This window comes from Propioniciclava sp. LT432 (genome assembly GCF_059515965.1).
The window spans coordinates 1-18805 of sequence record NZ_JCAKNE010000026.1; the positions used below are offsets into that span (position 1 = coordinate 1).

The following is an 18805-nucleotide window of genomic DNA, read 5'->3' on the forward strand; positions in this document are numbered from 1 at the left end:
CAATGCCGTTAAGTTAGCCGCTGGCACTGCTTCGCGGGTGAGTGGTCTTTGAGGATGCTTGCGGCATTTTTCGAGATTTGTTGGTGTGGTCTGCGGAGGTTTGTGCGACTCGCGGGATTATGTTCGTGACGCTCCGGGGTGATTCTTCTAGTGTGGGGCTATGAACGAATCCGTTTCGCGGAAATTCACGGATCATCTTCCTGTGGGCGTGTTGGCGGAGTGTATTCCGCGGGACGAGGTCGAGACGGCAATTGATCTGGCTAATCGGCGGGAGCAACGTTCGCGTCTCCTTCCGGCCCGAGTCGTGGTCTACTACGTGATCGCGTTGGGACTGTTCTTCGGGGAGAGCTATGACGAAGTCATGCGAAGGCTCGTCAACGGTCTGAGATTCATCGGTGGATGGTTATCCAGTTGGCATGTTCCCACGCCCAGTGCAATCACGCAGGCCCGGGCCCGCCTGGGTGAAGAACCCATGAAGTTACTTTTCGAGCGTGTTGCCCAGCCTTTGGCTTCCTCAGCGACGCCGTCGGCGTGGTTCCACGGGCAACGCGTGATGGCTATTGATGGAGTGGTGCTGGACGCTCCTGAGTCGCCGGGCAACGCCGCCACGTTCGGCTATAGCGTGGGAGGACGTGGGGCCAGCGTGTTCCCGCGCGTGCAGGTGGTAGCGGTTGCCGAGTGTGGGACTCACGCCATTACGCACGCGGTGATCGGTGACCTCGGCTCCAGCGAACGGCCGCTGGCTGAGCGGCTGGTCGGCCGGCTAGAGCAAGGAACGCTCCTGCTTGCCGATCGTGGCTTCTACTCGTACAAGATCTGGGAATTGCTGATCGCGGGCAAGGTGGACGCCGCGTTTCGTGTCGCGAGCACCCTGAACCTTCCCCCCATCACCGAATACCCCGACGGATCGTATCTGTCCGTCCTTTTGGCGCCCGCACGTCAAAGCGCAGTGAGGCAATCCTCCCGCGTCCATGGGCGCGATAACAAGCGGGCCGAGCATCAGTGGCTACTCGATAACGGTACCGCTTGCCGGGTCGTCGAATACACAATCGAGGGGTCTTCGGCGACGTACCGCATTATCACCACTCTCTTGGACCACGACCGCTATCCCGCCGATGAAATCGCCGCCCTCTATCACGAACGTTGGGAAATCGAGAACGTCTTTGATGAGATCGAGGTCCACCAGATCGCGCATGGCCGGGTCCTACGGTCTCGCTCACCCGAACTTGTCAAACAAGAGATCTGGGGACTCCTCCTGGCGCACTACGCGATCCGAAAACTTGTGCATAACGCTTCCGACCTCGCCGAGATCGACCCCGACCGATTATCGTTCGTTCGCGCTCTCAGAATCATCCGACGCCACATTTCCAGCGGCGCGGAACTTTCCCCCCTCGATCCTGAATGAAATAGTCGACGAACTCGTAACGCACCCGAATCCTCCCCGACGACACAGGAGCTACCCGCGGGTCGTCAAGCGACACTTCGCCGCCTACCACAACACAAAACGTGCACAACACCGCGGAATAAAGCAGGAACACCTACCACGAATCCACACTCGCCAGCCCCAGCTAACTTAACGGCATTGCACCACATCGTGCCGTGGTGGAACCGCGGAGCCACGTCGCTCGCCAATCTCGTGCTCCTGTGCCCGCACCATCACGCGCTGGTCGAGCCACCGAGGATCTGGAGCGGTCCCCCACCGGACCGATGGCAGGTGCGCCTCAACTCACGGGGTCATCCGGAGTTCGTGCCGCCCCGCGCGATCGACCCGGATCAGGTGCCGCGCCCAAGCAAGCGCGGATTGGCGGCTCGATCGTGACCGGCCAGTCGGGCGCGGTGCGGCCCCACGAGTCCGTTGCCGGAGCCGGCCCAGTTCCACCTCGTCTAGCCGGTGCCGGCCAGGCGGAACCGCCACGCTTGTGTCGCGTAGGTCTGGACGACCTCGAGTGCGCCCAATTGGGCGAGGAGTTCCCGCCAGCGACCAAGCCTCCGAGCCTGCTCGGCCTCGTCCGCCACCAGGAACGGCGAGTGCGTGGTGTACAGGAGCAAGTGGTCGGCTGCGGGGACTGTCCCAGACCACGTGGTCGTGAAGACCTCGAGCGGGCCGAAGGGTGGGCGGGCATGATCGTCCTCGGTCACGAGGTCGATGCCGACACGGGATTCGGGGTCGTCCTGTCCGTACTGGACGGCATGGAACTCCGCCTCCCAGCCCGGGGAAACCACGCGCTGGTTCCAGACCATGGCAAGGGTGCCGCCCGGCCGCAGGATGCGGGCAGCCTCGGCCGAGGCGACCTCAGGATCCATCCAGTGCCAGGCCTGACCGACGACGATGGCGTCCACGCTGGCGTTCTGCAGCGACGTGTCCTCGGCCGTGCCCACCACCAAGCGCACCTCCGGGTGGCGTCGCCGGAGCACATCCAGCATCGACGAGGAGGGATCGACCGCGACCACGTCCAGCCCGCGGGCGACGAGCGAGTCGGTCAGCAGGCCGGTCCCCGCCCCGAGGTCGAGCACGGTGCGGGCACGGGGGGGAGCATCCAGTCGACGACGTCGTCCGGGTAGCCAGGTCGCAGGCGGTGGTACTCCTCGCCGGTGGCCTTGAAGGCTGCCGCGCGCCGCCGCTTGTTCTCGGAGGGGCCATCATGCTCGGTCATCGGTGGGTCCGTCCTGCGTGGCTGTCCTGCGCGACTGTCCTGCAGGTCTCCTGCGAGGCTGTCCTGCAGATCTCCTGCTTGGCTGTGTTGCGAGCCTGGACGCGGGTTCGGCGACCACGGCTGAGGGCCGCACCTGCGCCATCACTCGTGCGGCTGGGTCTCCACCCACGCGGCGAGTTCGGTACGCGGGCCGGTGAAGAACGGCGTCTCCTCGCGGACGTGGAGGCGGGCCTCGACCTCGCGTTGGGCCCGCATGGCGTCCGTGAGGCGATGGAGCTCATCGGCCTCGAACGCCAGGAGCCACTCGTAGTCGCCCAGCGCGAACGCGGCGGTGGTGGAGCCGAGCACGTCCGGGAAGTCCTTGGCGGCCATGCCATGGGTGCGCAGCATGTGGGAACGCTTGGCGGAGTCCATGTAGTACCACTCGTAGCTGCGCACGAACGGGTAGACCGTCAGCCACGGGCGGGGGGCGATCCCCGAGAAGCAGGCGGGCGTGTGCGCGTTGTTGAACTCAGCCGGACGATGCACACCCACGTTGCTCCAGCGCGGCTCGAGCACCTCGCCGAGCGTCGAGCGGCGGATGGCGTGGTAGGCGGCCTGCAGCTTGGTCGGGTCGTCTGCGAGCAGCCAGACCATGAGGTCGGCGTCGGCGCGGAAACCACTGATGTCGTACCAGCCACGGATCGTCACTCCGGTCGCCTCGACCGCCTCGATGGTCTGACGGGCGTGCTCGGCGCGCTCGGCGGTGTCGGCGGCCATGTATCCCGAGGTGGTGAAGACGGAGTACATGACGTAGTGGGAGCCTGAGTTGACCTCCTCGGGCGAAACATAGGTGTCACGGGGGTCGCCGCTGAACGGCGCGCCGGGGGTCTTGCCGTGGTGTGCCTCGGTCATGGGTGCTCCTTGAATCGTGCGGTCGGTGGATCGTGGGTCGGTCGTGGAAGCGGCATCGGGTCGGTCACGGACGGCAGCGGGTCGGTCTGGTCGGGCAGTGGGTCAGCTGGCTCGGGTCGTCTGGCTCGGGCTGCCCCAGTCGGTCACCCGCGAAGGTCAGGCAGGGGCTCCGCACGCGGCCGGACGTGGGGGCCCACCGGGACGGCCCGAGCCGCAGCAGGTGGCCGAGCACGTCCGCAGCCCACCCAGCGTGGACGCAGAGGGGTCGGCGCCCACCCCCAGAAGGGACGTGCCCGGAACGGACGCGCTCGAAGAGGACGCGGCCGGAACGGACGTGCCAGGAAGGGCCGTGCCCGGAACGGAACCACTGCGAGCGGAAGCGCGCACAATGGCGTCCGCGAGCATCGTCACGAACGCCGGGTGGACGCCGACCGTTGCGGCCCGCACGTACCCCAGGTCGAGCTCGGCGGCGGTCTGGCGCGCTTGCGTGTCGAGGTCGTAGACGACCTCCATGTGGTCGTTGATGAACCCGAACGGCACGGTGACGACGTTCCGGACGCCGGCCTCGGCCAGTTCGGCCATGCGGTCGTTGACGTCGGGCTCCAGCCACGGGATGTGGGGGGCGCCCGAACGCGAGCAGTAGTCGATCTCCCACTCCCCGTCCGCGAGCCCGGCCCCGGCGGCCACGGCCTCGGCGACACGGCGGTGCTGGACGGAGTAGGTGTTCTCACGGAGTCCGTCGGGCGACTCGGGGCCCGACGCGGCGTCCATCGCCAGCGGGATCGAGTGGGTCACGAACAGCACCCGGGCGCCGGGCAGCTCGGCCAGGGCGGCGCGCACGGCGTCCACGTTGGCGGTGACGAAGCCGTCCGTTTCGGCGAAGGGGCCGATCTTGGTGAACTCCATGCCGGCCGCGGCGTCGCCGACCACATCGATGGCAGCGGCCAGGTCCTCGCGGTACTGGCGGCACCCGGAGTACGACGAGTAGGCCGCAGTGGCCAGCACGAGCACACGCCCGGCGCCCGATGCGGCGAGTTCGGTGAGGGTCTCGCGGACGTAGGGCGTCCAATTGCGGTTGCCGATCACGATCGGCACCTCCACCCCGCGTTCGGACAGGGCGGCGCGGAGGGCGTCCACCAGTTCGGCGTTGCGCTCGTTGATCGGCGACTTGCCGCCGAACAACTGATAGTGGCCCGAGACCTCCACGAGGCGCTCGTCGGGGATGCCGCGCCCGCGCGTGGCGTTGCGCATGAACGGCAGCACGTCCTCGGGCCCGCGTGGCCCGCCGTAGGACAGGACGAAGATGGCGTCGAAGCCGAACCCGTGGGTGTCGCTCACATGGCCTCCAAACGTGGACGGTCACCGAGGTCGGACAGCTTCAGGCCGGTGATCGGACAGGTGTCGCAGTCGAGGTGGTCCGGCGGGACGAGGGAGTTCTGGTGCTCGAGGTCGGCCAGGACCTCGCCGCCCGTCAGGTGCCCATGGACGGTCTCCAGGTTGCCCAGCACGGGCCTGACCTCGGGTTCGATGCCCCACAGCTCAGCCAGGGCGGTGAGGTACTCGTCGGAACGCCCCTCATTGGCGGCCTTGCGGGCCCGCACGCTGGGCACGTGCACCAACCGGGCAGCCAGGCGACGCAGGGCGTGCGCGGCCTCCTCGCTCGACACCGGTCGCCCCTGCGGGAGACGCGCCACCTCGTCGTTGACCATCTCGTTCACGGTGTCGCGCAGGGCGACCACAGCCGGATCCATCTCACGTCCCTTCAGGCGACCGACCAGGTCCCGGACGCCGGCGTCCACCAAGCTACGGGCGCGACGCAACTCCCGGCGGGAGGCATCCGGCACGTGACGCTGGATGGTCGGCAGGTCGAGCAACGAGACCCCGGGCACGCCGGCGACGGCCGGGTCGATGTCACGGGCGACGGCGAGGTCGACGAGCGTCAGCTCACGCCCCCCGCGCCGGGACTGCACGGCCTCAACGTCGTCCCTCGACAGGATGGGTGCCCCCACGCCCCGGCAGGTGACGACGACGTCGGCGTCCACCACGGCGTCCAGCAGGTCGGTGCCCGCCTCGCGCGTGCCCGGATGGGTCTCGGTGAAGGCAGCCGCACGCCCCGAGGCCGACCACACGGCCACGTCGACGACGCCCCGCTGGCCGAGGTCGGCCACGACCGCGCCCGCGTAGGCCCCGGTTCCGACGAGGAGGACGCGGGTGTGCGGCCAGTCCCGACGCAGCAGGTCGAGGCCCACGGAGACGACGGACCGTCCGGTCGCGGCGAGCCGGGTCAGGTGGGAGACCTTGCGGGAGGTCCTCAGCGCCTGCTCGATGGTCTCGGTGAGCAGGCCGGTGGCCAGCCCGTCCTCATGGGCCCGCTTCAGCGCGCGGCGCAACTGGCCGGCGATCTCGCGCTCGCCCACGACCATCGAATCGAGGCCGGCGCCGACATCGAACAGGTGCTGCAGGGCGTCGGCGTCCTCGCGGATGGTCATCGGGGTGGACCCCAGCTCCGAACCCACGACCTCCGCGACGTGGTGCGTGGGCGCGTCGGCGTCGACATAGACCTCGACGCGGTTGCACGTGGCCAGCACGACTGCGCCGCGCACGGCGTCCGATGCCGCGACGACACGTTGGCCCAGACCGGGCACCGCCTCCGTGGCGGTTTCCACGGCACCGAGCCCATGCTCGGCGTGGTGGATGGAGATCAAGTGCAACGCCATGAGAAGGCCATTGAACCACTGAGTCGCAGCTGTGCCGAATCGAACAGCTCCACAGGCGGTCCCCTGATGACGCCTATGATCGGCCCCGTGACCCAGAGCCCGACACCACCGTTGCTGCGCGCCCTGAACGGCGATCGACCCGAGACCAACCCCGTCTGGTTCATGCGCCAGGCCGGACGCTCCCTCCCCGAGTACCGGGACCTGCGCCGAGGAACGGGCATGCTCGAGTCCTGCCTGATCCCCTCGATGGCCGCCGAGATCACCCTGCAGCCCGTCCGCCGCCACCGGGTCGACGCCGCGATCTTCTTCAGCGACATCATGATCCCGCTCAAGCTGGCGGGGGTGGACGTGGACATCGTCCCGAACGTCGGCCCGGTGATCGCCGAGCCCATCCGCACCGGTTCCGACGTCGACCGCCTCGTCCGGCACGAACTGGGCGACACCTCGATGATCACCGAGGCCATGGGGATCATCACCGACGAACTGGCCACCACGCCGTCCGGCGACGCGTCCTGGACGCCGCTGATCGGCTTCGCCGGGGCCCCGTTCACGCTCGCGGCGTACCTCGTCGAAGGACGCCCGAGCCGTGACCACCTCGCCGCCCGCTCCCTGATGCTGCGCGACCCGGATGCCTGGGCGAAGCTCATGGAATGGTGCGCCGACCTGTCCGGTGCGTTCCTCACCGTCCAGGTGGACGCCGGCGCCTCGGCCGTCCAACTGTTCGACTCCTGGGCCGGCTCGCTGCCGCTGGCGGACTACGCCGCGTCGGTCGCCCCGTGGTCCCGCCGCGCGCTGGCGGCCGTCGAGGGACGCGTGCCGCGCCTCCACTTCGGCACCGGCACGGGTCACCTGCTCGAGGAGATGTCAAAGGGCACGGACGCCGTGGGCATCGACTACCGCACGCCGCTGGACGAGGCGGCCGCCCGCCTGCCGGGCATCCCCCTGCAGGGGAACATCGACCCCGCCCGCCTGCTGGCCGGCTGGGAGGCGCTCGAGACCCACACCCGTGACGTCCTCGCCCGGGGCCGCGCCGCGCACACCCACGTCGTCAACCTCGGCCACGGCGTCCCGCCGGAGACGGATCCCGCGATCCTCACCCGCCTCGTCGAGCTGATCCACCAGCCATGAGCGACGTTCCCTCGGTCGTCGTCGGCGGCGGCATGGCCGGCCTTCAGGCCGCGCACACCCTCGCCAAGGCGGGGCACTCCCCGCTCCTGCTGGAGTCCCGCGGCACCTGCGGCGGCCTGGTGTTCGGCGCCCCGATCGGCGGGGTGTGGGTCGACCTCGGTGCCGAGTCGTACGCGAAGAGGTCGGTCGCGACGGCCGACCTGTGTCGCGAGCTGGGCCTCGAGGTCGTCGATCCGTCCGGGCACGCGTGGCTCTGGTCCCACCGGCCCGCGCCGGGCTCGGACACCCCGGGCCACGCCGTCCGCATCCCCCACGGCGTGCTCGGCATCCCGACCGACCTGGACGACCCCATCGTGGTCGACCTGCTCTCCCCCGAGGGCCTGGAACGCGCACGCGAGGACCTCACCATGGGCCCCGGGCCGGGGGCGGACGCCGCCGACGTGGCGTCGCTCGTCGTGGCCCGTCTCGGCGAGGAGGTCCTCACCCGGCTCGTGGACCCGGTCGCGGGCGGCGTCCACTCGGCGCACCCGTCCCAGCTGTCCGTCGACGTCGTGTCCCCCGGCCTGCGGGAGGCAATGTCCCGCGAGGGTTCGCTGGTCCGGGCGGCCGCCGCGCTGCGCGCCGCGGCCCCTGCGGGCGCGGTCGTGAGCTCGGTGTCCGGCGGCATGTTCACCCTGCCCCGGGCGCTGTCGGCCCGCATCGGCGAACTCGGCGGCACCGTCGCGACCCGCCGCGTCGTCACGGCGATCGAACGCGACGGCGACCGGTGGCGCGTGACCCACCACGCGGCCGGCCGTGCCCCGAACCCGGCTGACCCGCCGGTTCCCGTGGGCGAGCCCGAGGTCGTCACCACCGGCCGCCTCGTGGTCGCGCTCGACGGACGGGCGGCGCTGGACCTGCTCCGCCCCATCGCCGACCTCGCGATCGGCGACTGGGACCTCCCCCGCGGCGCCGACCTCGCGCAGGTCTGCCTCGTCCTGGACGCGCCGCAACTGGACGCCGGACCGCGCGGCTCCGGCCTCCTCGTCACTCCGGACGCCGAGGGTGCCGAGCGTCGTGTCGCCTGCAAGGCCATCACGCACTACTCGATCAAGTGGCCGACCGTCGTCGAGGGCACCGGCAAGCACGTCCTTCGGGTCTCGTACGGCCGCGCCGGCGTCCCGACGCCCGAGCCGACGCTGGCGGACGCCCTCGCGGACGCGTCCGTGCTGCTCGGGATCGACCTCACCGAGGACCAGGTCGCCGGCCACGCGGTGGTCCACTTCCCCAACTCGCTCCCGCCGCAGACCCCAGCCCACCGCGTCCGGGTGGAGAAACTGACACGACGCCTCGAGGACCTGCCCGGCCTCGCCATCACGGGCGCCTGGTTCGCCGGCACCGGCCTGGCAGCCGTGGTCGCGCACGCCTCGCGGGTCGGCGCGGAACTGGGCCCCGACGCAGGCGCCGACGCAGGCGCCGACACCGGCGCGCAGGGCCGCGCGGAGGGCCGGGCGGAGGGGACGGCCTCGTGAAACTCAGGCTGGGAACCCGTGGGTCCGAGCTGGCCCGCACGCAATCCGGGCACGTCGCCGACGCGCTCCGCGCGCTGGGGCACGACGTCGAGCTGGTCGTGATCCGCTCCGAGGGCGACGTCACCTCCGGGTCGTTGCTCGAGGCGGGCGGACTCGGCGTCTTTGCCGCGGCCCTGCGCCTCGCGCTGCTGCGGGGGGACGTCGACCTGGTGGTGCACTCGCTGAAGGACCTGCCCACCGCGCCGGTCGAGGGGTTGACGGTCGCGGCGATCCCCGAGCGGGAGCTGCCGTTCGACGCCCTGTGCGCGCGCGACGGCCTGACGTTAGCCGAACTGCCCTCGCTGGCGCGCGTCGGCACCGGTTCGCCCCGGCGCGCCGCCCAACTGCGCGCGAAGCGGCCCGACCTGACCGTCGTCGAGATCCGCGGCAACGTGGGCACCCGGCTAGCCCGCGTCCACGGCCACGGCTCCACCCCGGGCGACCTCGACGCCGTGGTGCTGGCCCGCGCGGGACTGGCCCGGCTCGGCCGCTTCGACGCCGCCACCGACATCCTCGACCTCCTGCCCGCCCCCGGCCAGGGGGCCCTCGCCGTCGAGTGCCGCACCATCGACGTCGAGCTGCGCGAGGCGCTCCTGGAGATCGACGACCCCGAGACGCGTCTCGCCGTCACGGCCGAGCGCACGGTCCTGGCCGCCCTGGAGGCCGGCTGCGCCGCCCCCGTCGGTGCCCACGCCCGCGTCGCGAACGGGCACCTGGAGTTCACCGCGTCGGTGTTCAACCCCGAGGGCACCGCGGAGGTCACGGTGCGTCGCAGCGTCCCCCTCCCCGTCGACCCGGGCGAACTCGGACTCGAGGTCGCCCGCGAGCTGCTCGAACGGGGTGCCGCGGACATCACGCCGCTCGGCGCGTCCCGGGAGAGCCAGCTGGCGGACTTCCACCACGAGAAGGCCCTCTGGGCGCCCGGCACCGTCGAGGCGCTCGTCGGACGCCGGGTCCTGCTGCCGCGCCCCGAGGGTGCCCTCGCCCAGGAGATCCGCACCGCGGGCGCCGAAGTGGACGCCGTCCCCGTCACGGAGACCCGGCCGTTGCCCTTCGCCCTCCCGGGCCACGTGGACTGGCTCGTGCTGACCTCACCCGTGGGCGTCCGCATGCTCACCGAGGCCGAGGTGGACCTCGCCGACCTGGCCGACCACATCGCCGCCGTCGGACCGTCCACGGCAGCCGCCGTCGCCGCGACCGGGGCGTCCGTCGACGTCGTGCCGACGGGCCGGTCGGACGCCGCCGCCCTGCTCGCCGCGCTGCCGGAAGGTACCGCCTCGGCGCTGCTCGCCGGTTCGGCGCTGGCCAGCCCCGTCCTGGCCGACGGCCTGACCGAACGCGGCTGGGACGTCGAGGTCGTGCACACCTACACGACCGCCCCCGTCGACGACGTCCCGGACATCCGGCCCTGGGCCGAGTACGACGCGGTGGTCGTCACCGCCGGGTCCATCGCCCGCGCGGTCGTCGACCTGCTGGGCCTGCCCGATTCCCACGTCGCCGTGGTCACCCTCGGCGAGCCGAGCGCGGCGGCGTCCGACGCCGTCGGCCTCCACGTGGACGCCGTCGCCACCACCCAGGACGGACCCGGCGTCGTCGACGCCCTCGTCCGCGCGCTCACCGAGGAGAACCGATGATCATCCGTCCCCGCCGCCTGCGTTCCACGCCGGCGATGCGCACCCTCGTCCGCGAGACCCGCGTCTCGCCGGGGCAGTTGGTGCTGCCGGTGTTCGTCCGTGACGGCATCGAGGCCCCCGTGGCGATCGAGTCCATGCCCGGCGTCGTCCAGCACACGCTCGACTCGCTGCGCCGGGAGGCCACCCGGGCCGCGGAGGCCGGGTTGGGCGGCCTGATGTTGTTCGGGGTCCCCGCCACCGCGGACAAGGACGCCACGGGCTCGTGCTGCGAGGACCCCGAGGGCATCCTCAACCAGGGCCTGCGCGCGGTCCGCGAGGAGGTGGGCGAGGCCATCGTCGTCATGGCCGACACATGCCTCGACGAGTTCACCGACCACGGCCACTGCGGCGTCCTGGACGCCCGTGGCCGGGTCGACAACGACGCGACGGTCGAGGCGTACGTCCGGCTCGCCGTGTCCCAGGCGGACGCCGGCGCCCACGTCGTCGGGCCGTCTGGGATGATGGACGGCCAAGTGCTCGCGATCCGCCAGGGGCTGGACGCCGCGGGCCACGACGACGTCGCGATCCTCGCCTACTCGGCGAAGTACGCGTCGGCCTTCTACGGCCCCTTCCGCGAGGCCGTCGGGTCGTCGCTGAAGGGCGATCGCCGGACGTACCAGCAGGACCCCGCCAACCGCCGCGAGGGCCTGCGCGAGGCGATCCTCGACCTGGCCGAGGGCGCCGACATGGTCATGGTGAAGCCGGCGTCGCACTACCTGGACGTGCTGGCCGACGTGGCCGCGGCGTCCGACGTGCCCGTGGCCGCCTACCAGGTGTCCGGCGAGTACGCGATGATCGCGGCGGCCACCGAGCGCGGCTGGATCGACCGGGACGCCGCCGCCGCCGAGTCGGTGACCTCGATCGTCCGGGCCGGCGCCGACATCGTCCTGACCTACTTCGCCCTGGACCTCGCGCCCCACCGCTGAGCGCGGAGTTGCACCACGGTCCGGACCGGAGTGTGATTTCGCGGCCCCGGCAAGTGCCAGGTCCGCTACCCTCCACGCAGGTCCCAGACCTCCTGGGGGCCGTCCCCGGGGAGTGACATGACAGACCAGACGTGGCAGATCATCTCGATGTCGATCTACCTGATCGCGATGGTGGTGATCGGCTTCGTGGCCGAGCGCCGCACCAAGGACCTCGACGACTACATGCTCGGAGGGCGCGGCCTGAGCCCCTTCGTCTCGGCGCTGTCGGCCGGCGCGGCAGACATGTCGGGATGGCTGTTGATGGGCCTGCCGGGCGCCCTCTACGTCAACGGTCTCGTGGAGGCCTGGATCGCGATCGGCCTGACCATCGGCGCCTGGCTGAACTGGAAGTTCGTCGCCCCGCGCCTGCGCACCTACACCGAGGTGTCGAGCGACTCGATCACCATCCCGTCCTTCCTCGACTCGCGCCTCAAGGACGGCTCCCACGTCCTGCGCCTGGTCTCAGGGACGCTCATCCTGGTCTTCTTCACGCTGTACGTGAGCTCCGGCATGGTCGCGGGCGGCACCTTCTTCGAGGAGTCGTTCGGCGTCCCCTACCTCACCGGCATGCTGTTCATCGCCGGCGTCACCGTCCTGTACACCCTCGTGGGCGGCTTCCTCGCGGTGTCGTGGACCGACGTGGTCCAGGGCCTGATGATGGTGCTGGCGCTCGTCATCCTGCCGGTCGTCGGCATCTGGACCCTCGGTGGGCCCGTCGCCCTGGTCGAGCAGGTCAACGCCGTCGACCCGCTGTTGCTGACCTGGTTCGAGGGCGGCACCGCCATCGGCATCATCTCGGCGCTGGCCTGGGGCCTGGGCTACGTCGGCATGCCGCACATCATCGTGCGCTTCATGGCGCTCACTTCTGCGTCCGAGGCCACGAAGGGCCGCCGCATCGGCATCAGCTGGATGGTCGTCAGCACCCTGGGCGCCTCGCTCACCGCGCTGGTCGGTGTCGCCATCTACCAGCAGGACGAGACCCAGCTCGGCAACCCCGAGGGTGTGTTCATCGCCTTGGGCAAGCTCCTGTTCCACCCCATGGTCGCCGGGTTCATGCTCGCCGCCATCCTGGCCGCCATCATGTCGACCATCTCGTCGCAGCTGCTCGTGACCTCCTCGGCCCTGGTCGAGGACATCTACCGTGCCTTCTTCCGCCGCCAGATCTCACCGCGCGGCGGGGTGTGGCTCGGCCGTACCGGCGTCCTCATCGTGGCCCTGGTGGCGGCCCTGCTCGCGGTGCAGCGCAACGACACGATCCTCGGGCTGGTGTCCTTCGCGTGGGCCGGCTTCGGGGCCGGCTTCGGCCCGACGGTGCTGCTCTCGCTGTACTGGCGCAAGCTCACCACTGCGGGCGCGGCCGCCGGCATGGTCGTGGGTGCCGCCACCGTCTTCGTGTGGAAGCTCGTGCTGAACCCCCTGGGCGGCATCTTCGACGTGTACGAGATCCTGCCGGCGTTCCTGTTGAACCTGGGCGTGGCCTTCGTCGTCTCCCTCGCCACCTACAAGCCGAACCCGCAGATCGACGCCGAGTTCGACACCGCCGTGGCGATGGCCAAGCAGCAGGAGAAGGTCCCCGAGCGCGCCTGAGGGGCCCGACCGCACGCTGGTCGCGTGGGAGAATGACACACACGAACCCGATCGAGAGGACACCATGCCCGGCCACATGTCGATGGAAGAGGTCTACCGCCACGCGTGCGCGGTCATCCCGGGCGGTGTGAGCTCGCCGGTGCGGGCGTTCGGCAGCGTCGGCGGGACGCCGGTGTTCCTCAGCGCCGCGCGCGGACCGCACGTCGTCGACATCGACGGACGCGAGTACGTGGACCTGGTGTGTTCGTGGGGCCCGGCCCTGCTGGGGCACGCCCACCCCGAGGTGGTCGCCGCCGTTCAGGAGGCCGCGACGCGTGGCCTGTCGTTCGGCGCCCCCACGACCGCTGAGGTGGAGCTCGCCGAGTTGATCCGCGGGCGTGTGCCGTTCGCGGAGAAGGTGCGCTTCGTGTCCACGGGCACGGAGGCGACCATGACGGCCATCCGGGTGGCGCGGGGCGCGACCGGGCGCGACGTCATCGTGAAGTTCGCCGGCTGCTACCACGGTCACTCGGACGCGCTGCTGGCCGCGGCCGGCTCCGGGGTGGCCACCCAGGGCATGCCCGGTTCCGCCGGGGTCACCCGGGCCGCGGCGGCCGACACGATCGTGGTCGACTACAACGACGTGGACGCCCTCGAGGCGGTCTTCGCCCAGCGGGGCTCCGAGATCGCCTGCGTGATCACCGAGTCGGCCCCCGCCAACATGGGCGTCGTCCCGCCGGCCCCCGGGTTCAACGAGGCCATCCGCCGCCTCACGGCCGCGCACGGCGCCCTGATGATCTGCGACGAGGTCCTCACCGGCTTCCGCGTGACGGCCGCCGGCTACTGGGGCCTCGAGGCCGGGGTGGACTCCCCCTCCTGGACCCCCGACCTCGTCACCTTCGGCAAGGTCGTCGGGGGCGGCATGCCGCTGGCCGCCCTTGCCGGGCCCTCGGGGGTCATGGACCTGCTCGCCCCCGTCGGCCCCGTCTACCAGGCCGGCACCCTCTCGGGGAACCCGCTCGCCACGGCCGCCGGCATCAAGACCCTCCAGCTCGCGGACGCCGGGGTCTATGCCCACGTCGACCGCGCCTCCGCCCAGCTGCAGGAGGCTGTCTCCGCCGCGCTCGTCGCGGAGGGGGTGGCGCACCGCGTTCAGACTGCCGGCAACCTCTTCAGCGTCTTCTTCGGCACGGAGGCGGCCGAGCGGGGGGTCTCGAACTACGACGAGGCCAAGGCGCAGGACGTCTTCCGGTTCGCCCCCTTCTTCCACGCCATGTTGGACGCCGGCGTGACGCTCCCGCCGAGCGTGTTCGAGGCCTGGTTCCTCAGCGCCGCCCACGACGACGCGGCGCTGAACCGCATCGCCGAGGCATTGCCCGCCGCAGCCCGTGCCGCGGCTCGTGCTGGGGCTCCTGCCGTGGCAACAACCACGGCCTGACGGCCGGGCAATTTGGCGGAGTACATACCCCCGGGGGTATATTCCTGATCATGCGAGTCATCATCATCGGTGGCGTGGCCGGCGGCATGAGCGCCGCGACCCGCCTGCGGCGGCTGGACGAGGCCGCCGAGATCATCGTCCTCGAGCGATCCGGCTACGTGTCGTTCGCCAACTGTGGACTTCCCTACCACGTCGGCGGCGTCATCGAGAAGCGCTCGTCGCTGCTTCTGCAGACCCCCGAGTCACTCGCGGCGCGCTTCCGCCTCGACGTGCGCGTCGCGACGGAGGCGACGGAGATCGACCGCGCGGCGAAGATCGTCCGGACGCGCAACGTCGTGACCGGCGCCACCGAGGACCTTCCCTACGACAAGGTGATCCTTTCTCCGGGCGCCCGCCCGGTGCGCCCGCCGATCCCTGGCATCGAGCGCGCCCTGAGCCTGCGCGACATCGAGGACACGGACGCGATGGTCGCCGCCGTCGAGGACGCCGCGACCAAGGCCCTGAACGCCGAGGGCTTCATCGGCCCCGAGGACTCTGACATCCTCGCCGACAATCCCGACACCGCGGCCACCGCCGTGGTCATCGGTGGTGGCTTCATCGGCATCGAGGTCGCCGAGAACCTGGTGCACAAGGGCCTGGACGTCACGCTGGTCGAGGCCATGCCGCAGGTCATGACGCCCCTCGACCCCGAGATGGCCGCGCCGATCCACGACGCGATCCGCGCCGCGGGCATCGACCTGCGGCTGGGCTCCGGCGTGACCACCATCGGCGACACCTCTGTCACGCTGGCCGACGGCTCCGAGATCCCCGCCGACGTCGTGGTCGCCGCCATCGGCGTCCGCCCCGACACGACGCTGGCCGCCGCGGCGGGCTTGAAGGTCGGCACGCGCGGCGGCATCGCGGTCGACGACCACCACCGCACGAGTGATCCCGACATCTACGCCGTGGGCGACGCGGCCGAGAAGTTCGACGCCCTCGACGGCGAGGCCACGCTGGTCCCGCTGGCCAACACCGCCAACTTGGCCGGACGCCGCGTGGCGGACCACATCGCCGGCCTGCCGGCGTCGAACCGTCCCGTCCTGGGCACCGCGATCGTCAAGGTGTTCGACCTGACCGTCGCCTCGACCGGCTGGAACGAGAAGCGCCTCGTCGCCGCCGGACGCCCGTACCGCGCGATCCACACCCACCCGGCCTCCCACGCCGGCTACTACCCCGGCGCCGAGGGCATGTCCCTCAAGCTGCTGGTCGACCCCGACACGGACGCGATCCTGGGCGCCCAGGGCGTCGGCAAGGAGGGCGTCGACAAGCGCATCGACGTGATCGCCACCGCCCTGACCGGCGGGCTCACGGCGTCCGCGCTGGCCGAGCTCGAGCTGGCCTACGCGCCGCCGTTCGGCTCGGCGAAGGACGCGATCAACATGCTCGGCCACGTCGCCGACAACCTGCGCAGCGGCACCACCCGGTCGATCCAGTGGCACGAGGTGGACGCCGCCGTCGAGGCCGGGGCGACCGTGCTCGACGTCCGCACGCACGGTGAGCACAACTCCGGGTCGATCCCCGGTTCCCTGTTGGTGCCCGTCGACGAGCTGCGCGCGCGCCTCGACGAACTGCCCGAGGGGCTGCTCGTGGTCCACTGCGCCGTCGGCATCCGGGGCCACACGGCCGTCCGGATCCTGGCCCAGGCCGGCCGCGACGCCGTCAACCTCGACGGCGGCTACAAGACGTGGGCCGCCGGGCGGGCGTCGAAGGCCGTGACGGCCTCCTGACCGCCTGACCGCCGGCTCCCATGCCCGCACTGACCGTGCCCGCCCGTCGGCGGGCACGGTCACGTTGCTGTCAGGCTAGGGTCGGACGGGTGAGGACCTCCCTGCTGCTGGTCATCCAGCTCGCCCTGCTCGCCGTGCTCAGCTACGACGCGTGGCAGCGCGTGGCCACCGGCGGCGAGGTCCAGGGCTTCAACCTCGCGGCCCTCATCGGCATCGGCGCCCTGGCCGTGCTGTCCGCGGTGCGGTTGGTGCGCGAGCGGAGGGCAGGTGCCCGAGGGCCCGCCGCAGGGGGCCGAGACCCACGCTGAGCGTCAGCACGCCCCGGTAGTGTGGAGCCACACGAGGGGAGGTGGGCCGGGTGACGACGTTCCTGGTGATCGGTGCCCTCGGGGTCGCGCTGGCCCTCGTCGCGCTCATCGTCGGTGACGTCCTCGACGGCGCCCTGGGCCTGGACGCGCTCGACAACGACCTGTTCTCCATCTCCTCGCTGAGCGCCTTCGTCGGGGCCTTCGGCTTCGGCGGCGCGCTGGGGCTGTCACTGACCGCCCACCTGGTCGTGGCGGTGGCGTCCGGCCTCGCCATCGGCATCCTTGCCGCCTGGGGCGCCATGGCGCTGACCCGCCGGCTCAAGCACGACGACGCCCACACCTTTCGATCCGATTCCCTCGTCGGACTCTCCGCGCGCGTGATCACGGCCATCCCGCCCGGCGGCTTCGGCGAGGTGCGCCTCGTCGCGGGCGGACACGTCCGCAAGTTCAGCGCCCGCGCCGACGTCCCGATCGAGTCCGGCACCGAGGTGTGGGTGTCCGCGGTCGTGTCGCCGACCGCCGTCGAGGTCCGCCCCACCAGCGACTCCCCCGAACTGACTCCCTGACCCCCTGACACCCGATCCCAGACCGAGAGGAACCACCCCATGCCCGACTTCCTGATCGCCCTCGGCGGACTCCTCGTCCTCCTCGTCCTCGTCGGGCTCCTGGTCGCGAGCCGCTACAAGGTCTCCAAGCCGAACGAGGCGTACATCATCACCGGACGCAAGGGCCGCGAGGTCGTCAACCCCGAGACCGGCCTGATGTCGACCGACCTGTCGGGCCAGCGCGTGGTCATGGGCGGCGGCGTGTTCGTGGTGCCGTTCATCCAGCGCCTGCACACCCTCGACCTCAGTTCGCGTCGCATCATGGTGACGATCCGCAACGCGGTGTCGGGTCAGGGCATCAAGCTCAACGTCGACGGTGTGGCGATCGTGAAGGTCGGCGGCAACGAGGACTCCATCCGCGCGGCCGCCCAGCGCTTCCTCGGCCAGCAGGACGAGATCGAGACCTTCACCCAGGAGACCCTCGCGGGCTCGCTGCGTTCGATCGTCGGCTCGTTGACCGTCGAGCAGATCATCCGCGACCGCGCGGCCTTCGCCCAGCGGGTCACGGACGAGTCGGAATCCTCCCTCACCGGGCAGGGACTCGTCCTGGACACCTTCCAGATTCAGGACATCAGCGACGACGGCACCTACCTGTCCGACCTCGGACGGCCCGAGTCGGCCCGCATCGGGCGCCTCGCCGCCATCGCCGAGGCGGAGGCGCGCCGGGAGGCCGAACAGGCGCGCATCGCCGCCGAGGAGCAGATCGCCATCGCCCAGCGGGCTCTGGTGCTGAAGCAGGCCGAGATCCAGTCCGAGACGGACGCCGCCCGCGCCACCGCCGCGGCCGCCGGCCCTCTCGCGCAGGCCGACCGCGACCAGGCCATCCTGCAGGAGCAGGAGAAGGTCGCCGTCGCCCAGGCGGCCCTGAAGGAGCGCCAGCTCGACACCGAGGTCCGCAAGCCGGCCGACGCCGAGCGCTATCGCCTCGAGACCGAGGCAGCCGCGAGGCGCCAGTCGGCGATCCTCGCCGCCGAGGGGAACAAGGCGGCGTCCATCGCCAACGCCGAGGCAGAGGCCGAGAAGGCCCGCCTGATGGGTGAGGGCGAGAAGTCGCGCCGTTCGGCGCTGGCCGAGGCGGAGGCGATCGAGGGCGCCAAGCGCGGTGAGGCCGAGAAGGCCCGTCGTATCGCGGAGGCCGAGGCAGTCCGCGCCGAGGGCGAGTCCCAGGCCGCCGCGGTGCTCGCGGTCGGACAGGCGGAAGCCGAGGCGATGGACAAGCGGGCCGCGGCATTCGCCCACTACAACGAGGCCGCCGTCCTGCAGATGCTGATCGAGGTCCTGCCCACTGTGGCCGAGAAGGTCGCCGCGCCGATGGGCGCCATCGACAAGTTGACGGTCATTTCGACCGACGGTGCCGCCGCCCTGCCCAGGCAGGTGTCGGAGAACCTGATGCAGACGATGCAGCTGGTCAAGGACACCACGGGCTACGACCTCACCTCGGCCCTGGACCGCTTCGCGAAGCGGGAGGCCGCGCCGGCCGGGCCGACGCCGGTGGAGCGTGAACTCCCGTAGCACCGGGAGTGGACGCCGTCAGGCCGCTC

17 protein-coding genes and 1 pseudogene are annotated in these 18805 nt (G+C 71.1%); 13 read left to right on the forward strand and 5 right to left on the reverse strand.

The genetic code is table 11. The annotated features are described in order from the left end of the window. Positions 1-160 precede the first annotated feature (160 nt). Entirely contained in the window at positions 161-1405 is a 1245-nt protein-coding gene (locus AC5YDV_RS14655; protein WP_496182899.1) for an IS4 family transposase, read from the forward strand. A 177-nt stretch (positions 1406-1582) separates the two neighbouring features. Next, entirely contained in the window at positions 1583-1819 is a 237-nt protein-coding gene (locus AC5YDV_RS14660; protein ID WP_496184224.1) for an HNH endonuclease signature motif containing protein, read from the forward strand. A gap of 65 nt (positions 1820-1884) precedes the next feature. On the opposite strand, the gene AC5YDV_RS14665 is transcribed toward AC5YDV_RS14660, so the two are convergent. The 5 genes from AC5YDV_RS14665 to AC5YDV_RS14685 all read right to left on the reverse strand — a co-directional run bounded on the left by AC5YDV_RS14665 (position 1885) and on the right by AC5YDV_RS14685 (position 6265). Continuing rightward, a complete protein-coding gene (locus tag AC5YDV_RS14665) occupies positions 1885-2514 on the reverse strand; it encodes a class I SAM-dependent methyltransferase (RefSeq protein WP_496184225.1) in 630 nt (209 codons plus the stop codon). Beyond that, positions 2481-2654, reverse strand: coding sequence for a hypothetical protein (locus AC5YDV_RS14670; RefSeq protein ID WP_496184226.1), 174 nt, complete (start codon positions 2652-2654; stop codon positions 2481-2483). The genes AC5YDV_RS14665 and AC5YDV_RS14670 overlap by 34 nt, the downstream gene beginning before the upstream one ends. Before the next feature lie 141 nt (positions 2655-2795). Continuing rightward, on the reverse strand, positions 2796-3548 hold the full coding sequence (gene hemQ, locus AC5YDV_RS14675) for a hydrogen peroxide-dependent heme synthase (protein ID WP_496184227.1): 753 nt from the start codon (positions 3546-3548) through the stop codon (positions 2796-2798). Positions 3549-3704: 156 nt separating this feature from the next. Continuing rightward, complete coding sequence (locus tag AC5YDV_RS14680; protein WP_496184228.1) at positions 3705-4886, reverse strand: ferrochelatase; 1182 nt, start codon at positions 4884-4886, stop codon at positions 3705-3707. After that, complete coding sequence (locus AC5YDV_RS14685) at positions 4883-6265, reverse strand: glutamyl-tRNA reductase (RefSeq protein ID WP_496184229.1); 1383 nt, start codon at positions 6263-6265, stop codon at positions 4883-4885. The genes AC5YDV_RS14680 and AC5YDV_RS14685 overlap by 4 nt, the downstream gene beginning before the upstream one ends. A gap of 75 nt (positions 6266-6340) precedes the next feature. Here AC5YDV_RS14685 and hemE point away from each other — a divergent pair, with 75 nt between their 5' ends. The 11 genes and pseudogenes from hemE to AC5YDV_RS14740 all read left to right on the forward strand — a co-directional run bounded on the left by hemE (position 6341) and on the right by AC5YDV_RS14740 (position 18776). Next, the gene (gene hemE, locus AC5YDV_RS14690; RefSeq protein ID WP_496184288.1) at positions 6341-7393 is read left to right on the forward strand and encodes a uroporphyrinogen decarboxylase; all 1053 of its coding nucleotides are present in this window, start codon (positions 6341-6343) and stop codon (positions 7391-7393) included. After that, positions 7390-8904 carry a protoporphyrinogen/coproporphyrinogen oxidase gene (locus tag AC5YDV_RS14695; protein ID WP_496184230.1) on the forward strand — a complete coding sequence of 505 codons (1515 nt, stop codon included), beginning with the start codon at positions 7390-7392 and terminating at the stop codon, positions 8902-8904. The genes hemE and AC5YDV_RS14695 overlap by 4 nt, the downstream gene beginning before the upstream one ends. Next, positions 8901-9815, forward strand: a pseudogene (gene hemC, locus AC5YDV_RS14700) (hydroxymethylbilane synthase); the annotation flags it as partial. The gene AC5YDV_RS14695 and the pseudogene hemC, both read left to right, overlap by 4 nt. An 87-nt stretch (positions 9816-9902) precedes the next feature. After that, positions 9903-10577, forward strand: a complete 675-nt coding sequence (locus AC5YDV_RS14705; RefSeq protein WP_496184289.1) for a uroporphyrinogen-III synthase — start codon at positions 9903-9905, stop codon at positions 10575-10577. Next, positions 10574-11542 carry a porphobilinogen synthase gene (hemB, locus tag AC5YDV_RS14710; protein ID WP_496184231.1) on the forward strand — a complete coding sequence of 323 codons (969 nt, stop codon included), beginning with the start codon at positions 10574-10576 and terminating at the stop codon, positions 11540-11542. Before AC5YDV_RS14705 ends, hemB begins: the two co-directional genes overlap by 4 nt. Positions 11543-11659: 117 nt before the next feature. After that, positions 11660-13168 (forward strand): sodium/proline symporter PutP, encoded by a 1509-nt coding sequence (putP, locus tag AC5YDV_RS14715; protein WP_496184232.1) that lies wholly within the window; start codon positions 11660-11662, stop codon positions 13166-13168. 64 nt (positions 13169-13232) lie between these two features. Then, positions 13233-14585: a glutamate-1-semialdehyde 2,1-aminomutase gene (gene hemL, locus AC5YDV_RS14720; RefSeq protein WP_496184233.1), complete on the forward strand. Its 1353-nt coding sequence runs from the start codon at positions 13233-13235 to the stop codon at positions 14583-14585. Between the two features lie 50 nt (positions 14586-14635). Then, positions 14636-16351, forward strand: coding sequence for an FAD-dependent oxidoreductase (locus AC5YDV_RS14725; protein WP_496184234.1), 1716 nt, complete (start codon positions 14636-14638; stop codon positions 16349-16351). 89 nt (positions 16352-16440) lie between these two features. Further along, positions 16441-16659 carry a hypothetical protein gene (locus AC5YDV_RS14730; RefSeq protein WP_496184235.1) on the forward strand — a complete coding sequence of 73 codons (219 nt, stop codon included), beginning with the start codon at positions 16441-16443 and terminating at the stop codon, positions 16657-16659. A gap of 50 nt (positions 16660-16709) precedes the next feature. Next, positions 16710-17225 (forward strand): NfeD family protein, encoded by a 516-nt coding sequence (locus AC5YDV_RS14735; protein WP_496184236.1) that lies wholly within the window; start codon positions 16710-16712, stop codon positions 17223-17225. A gap of 39 nt (positions 17226-17264) precedes the next feature. Continuing rightward, positions 17265-18776 (forward strand): flotillin family protein, encoded by a 1512-nt coding sequence (locus AC5YDV_RS14740; RefSeq protein ID WP_496184237.1) that lies wholly within the window; start codon positions 17265-17267, stop codon positions 18774-18776. Positions 18777-18805: the final 29 nt, after the last annotated feature.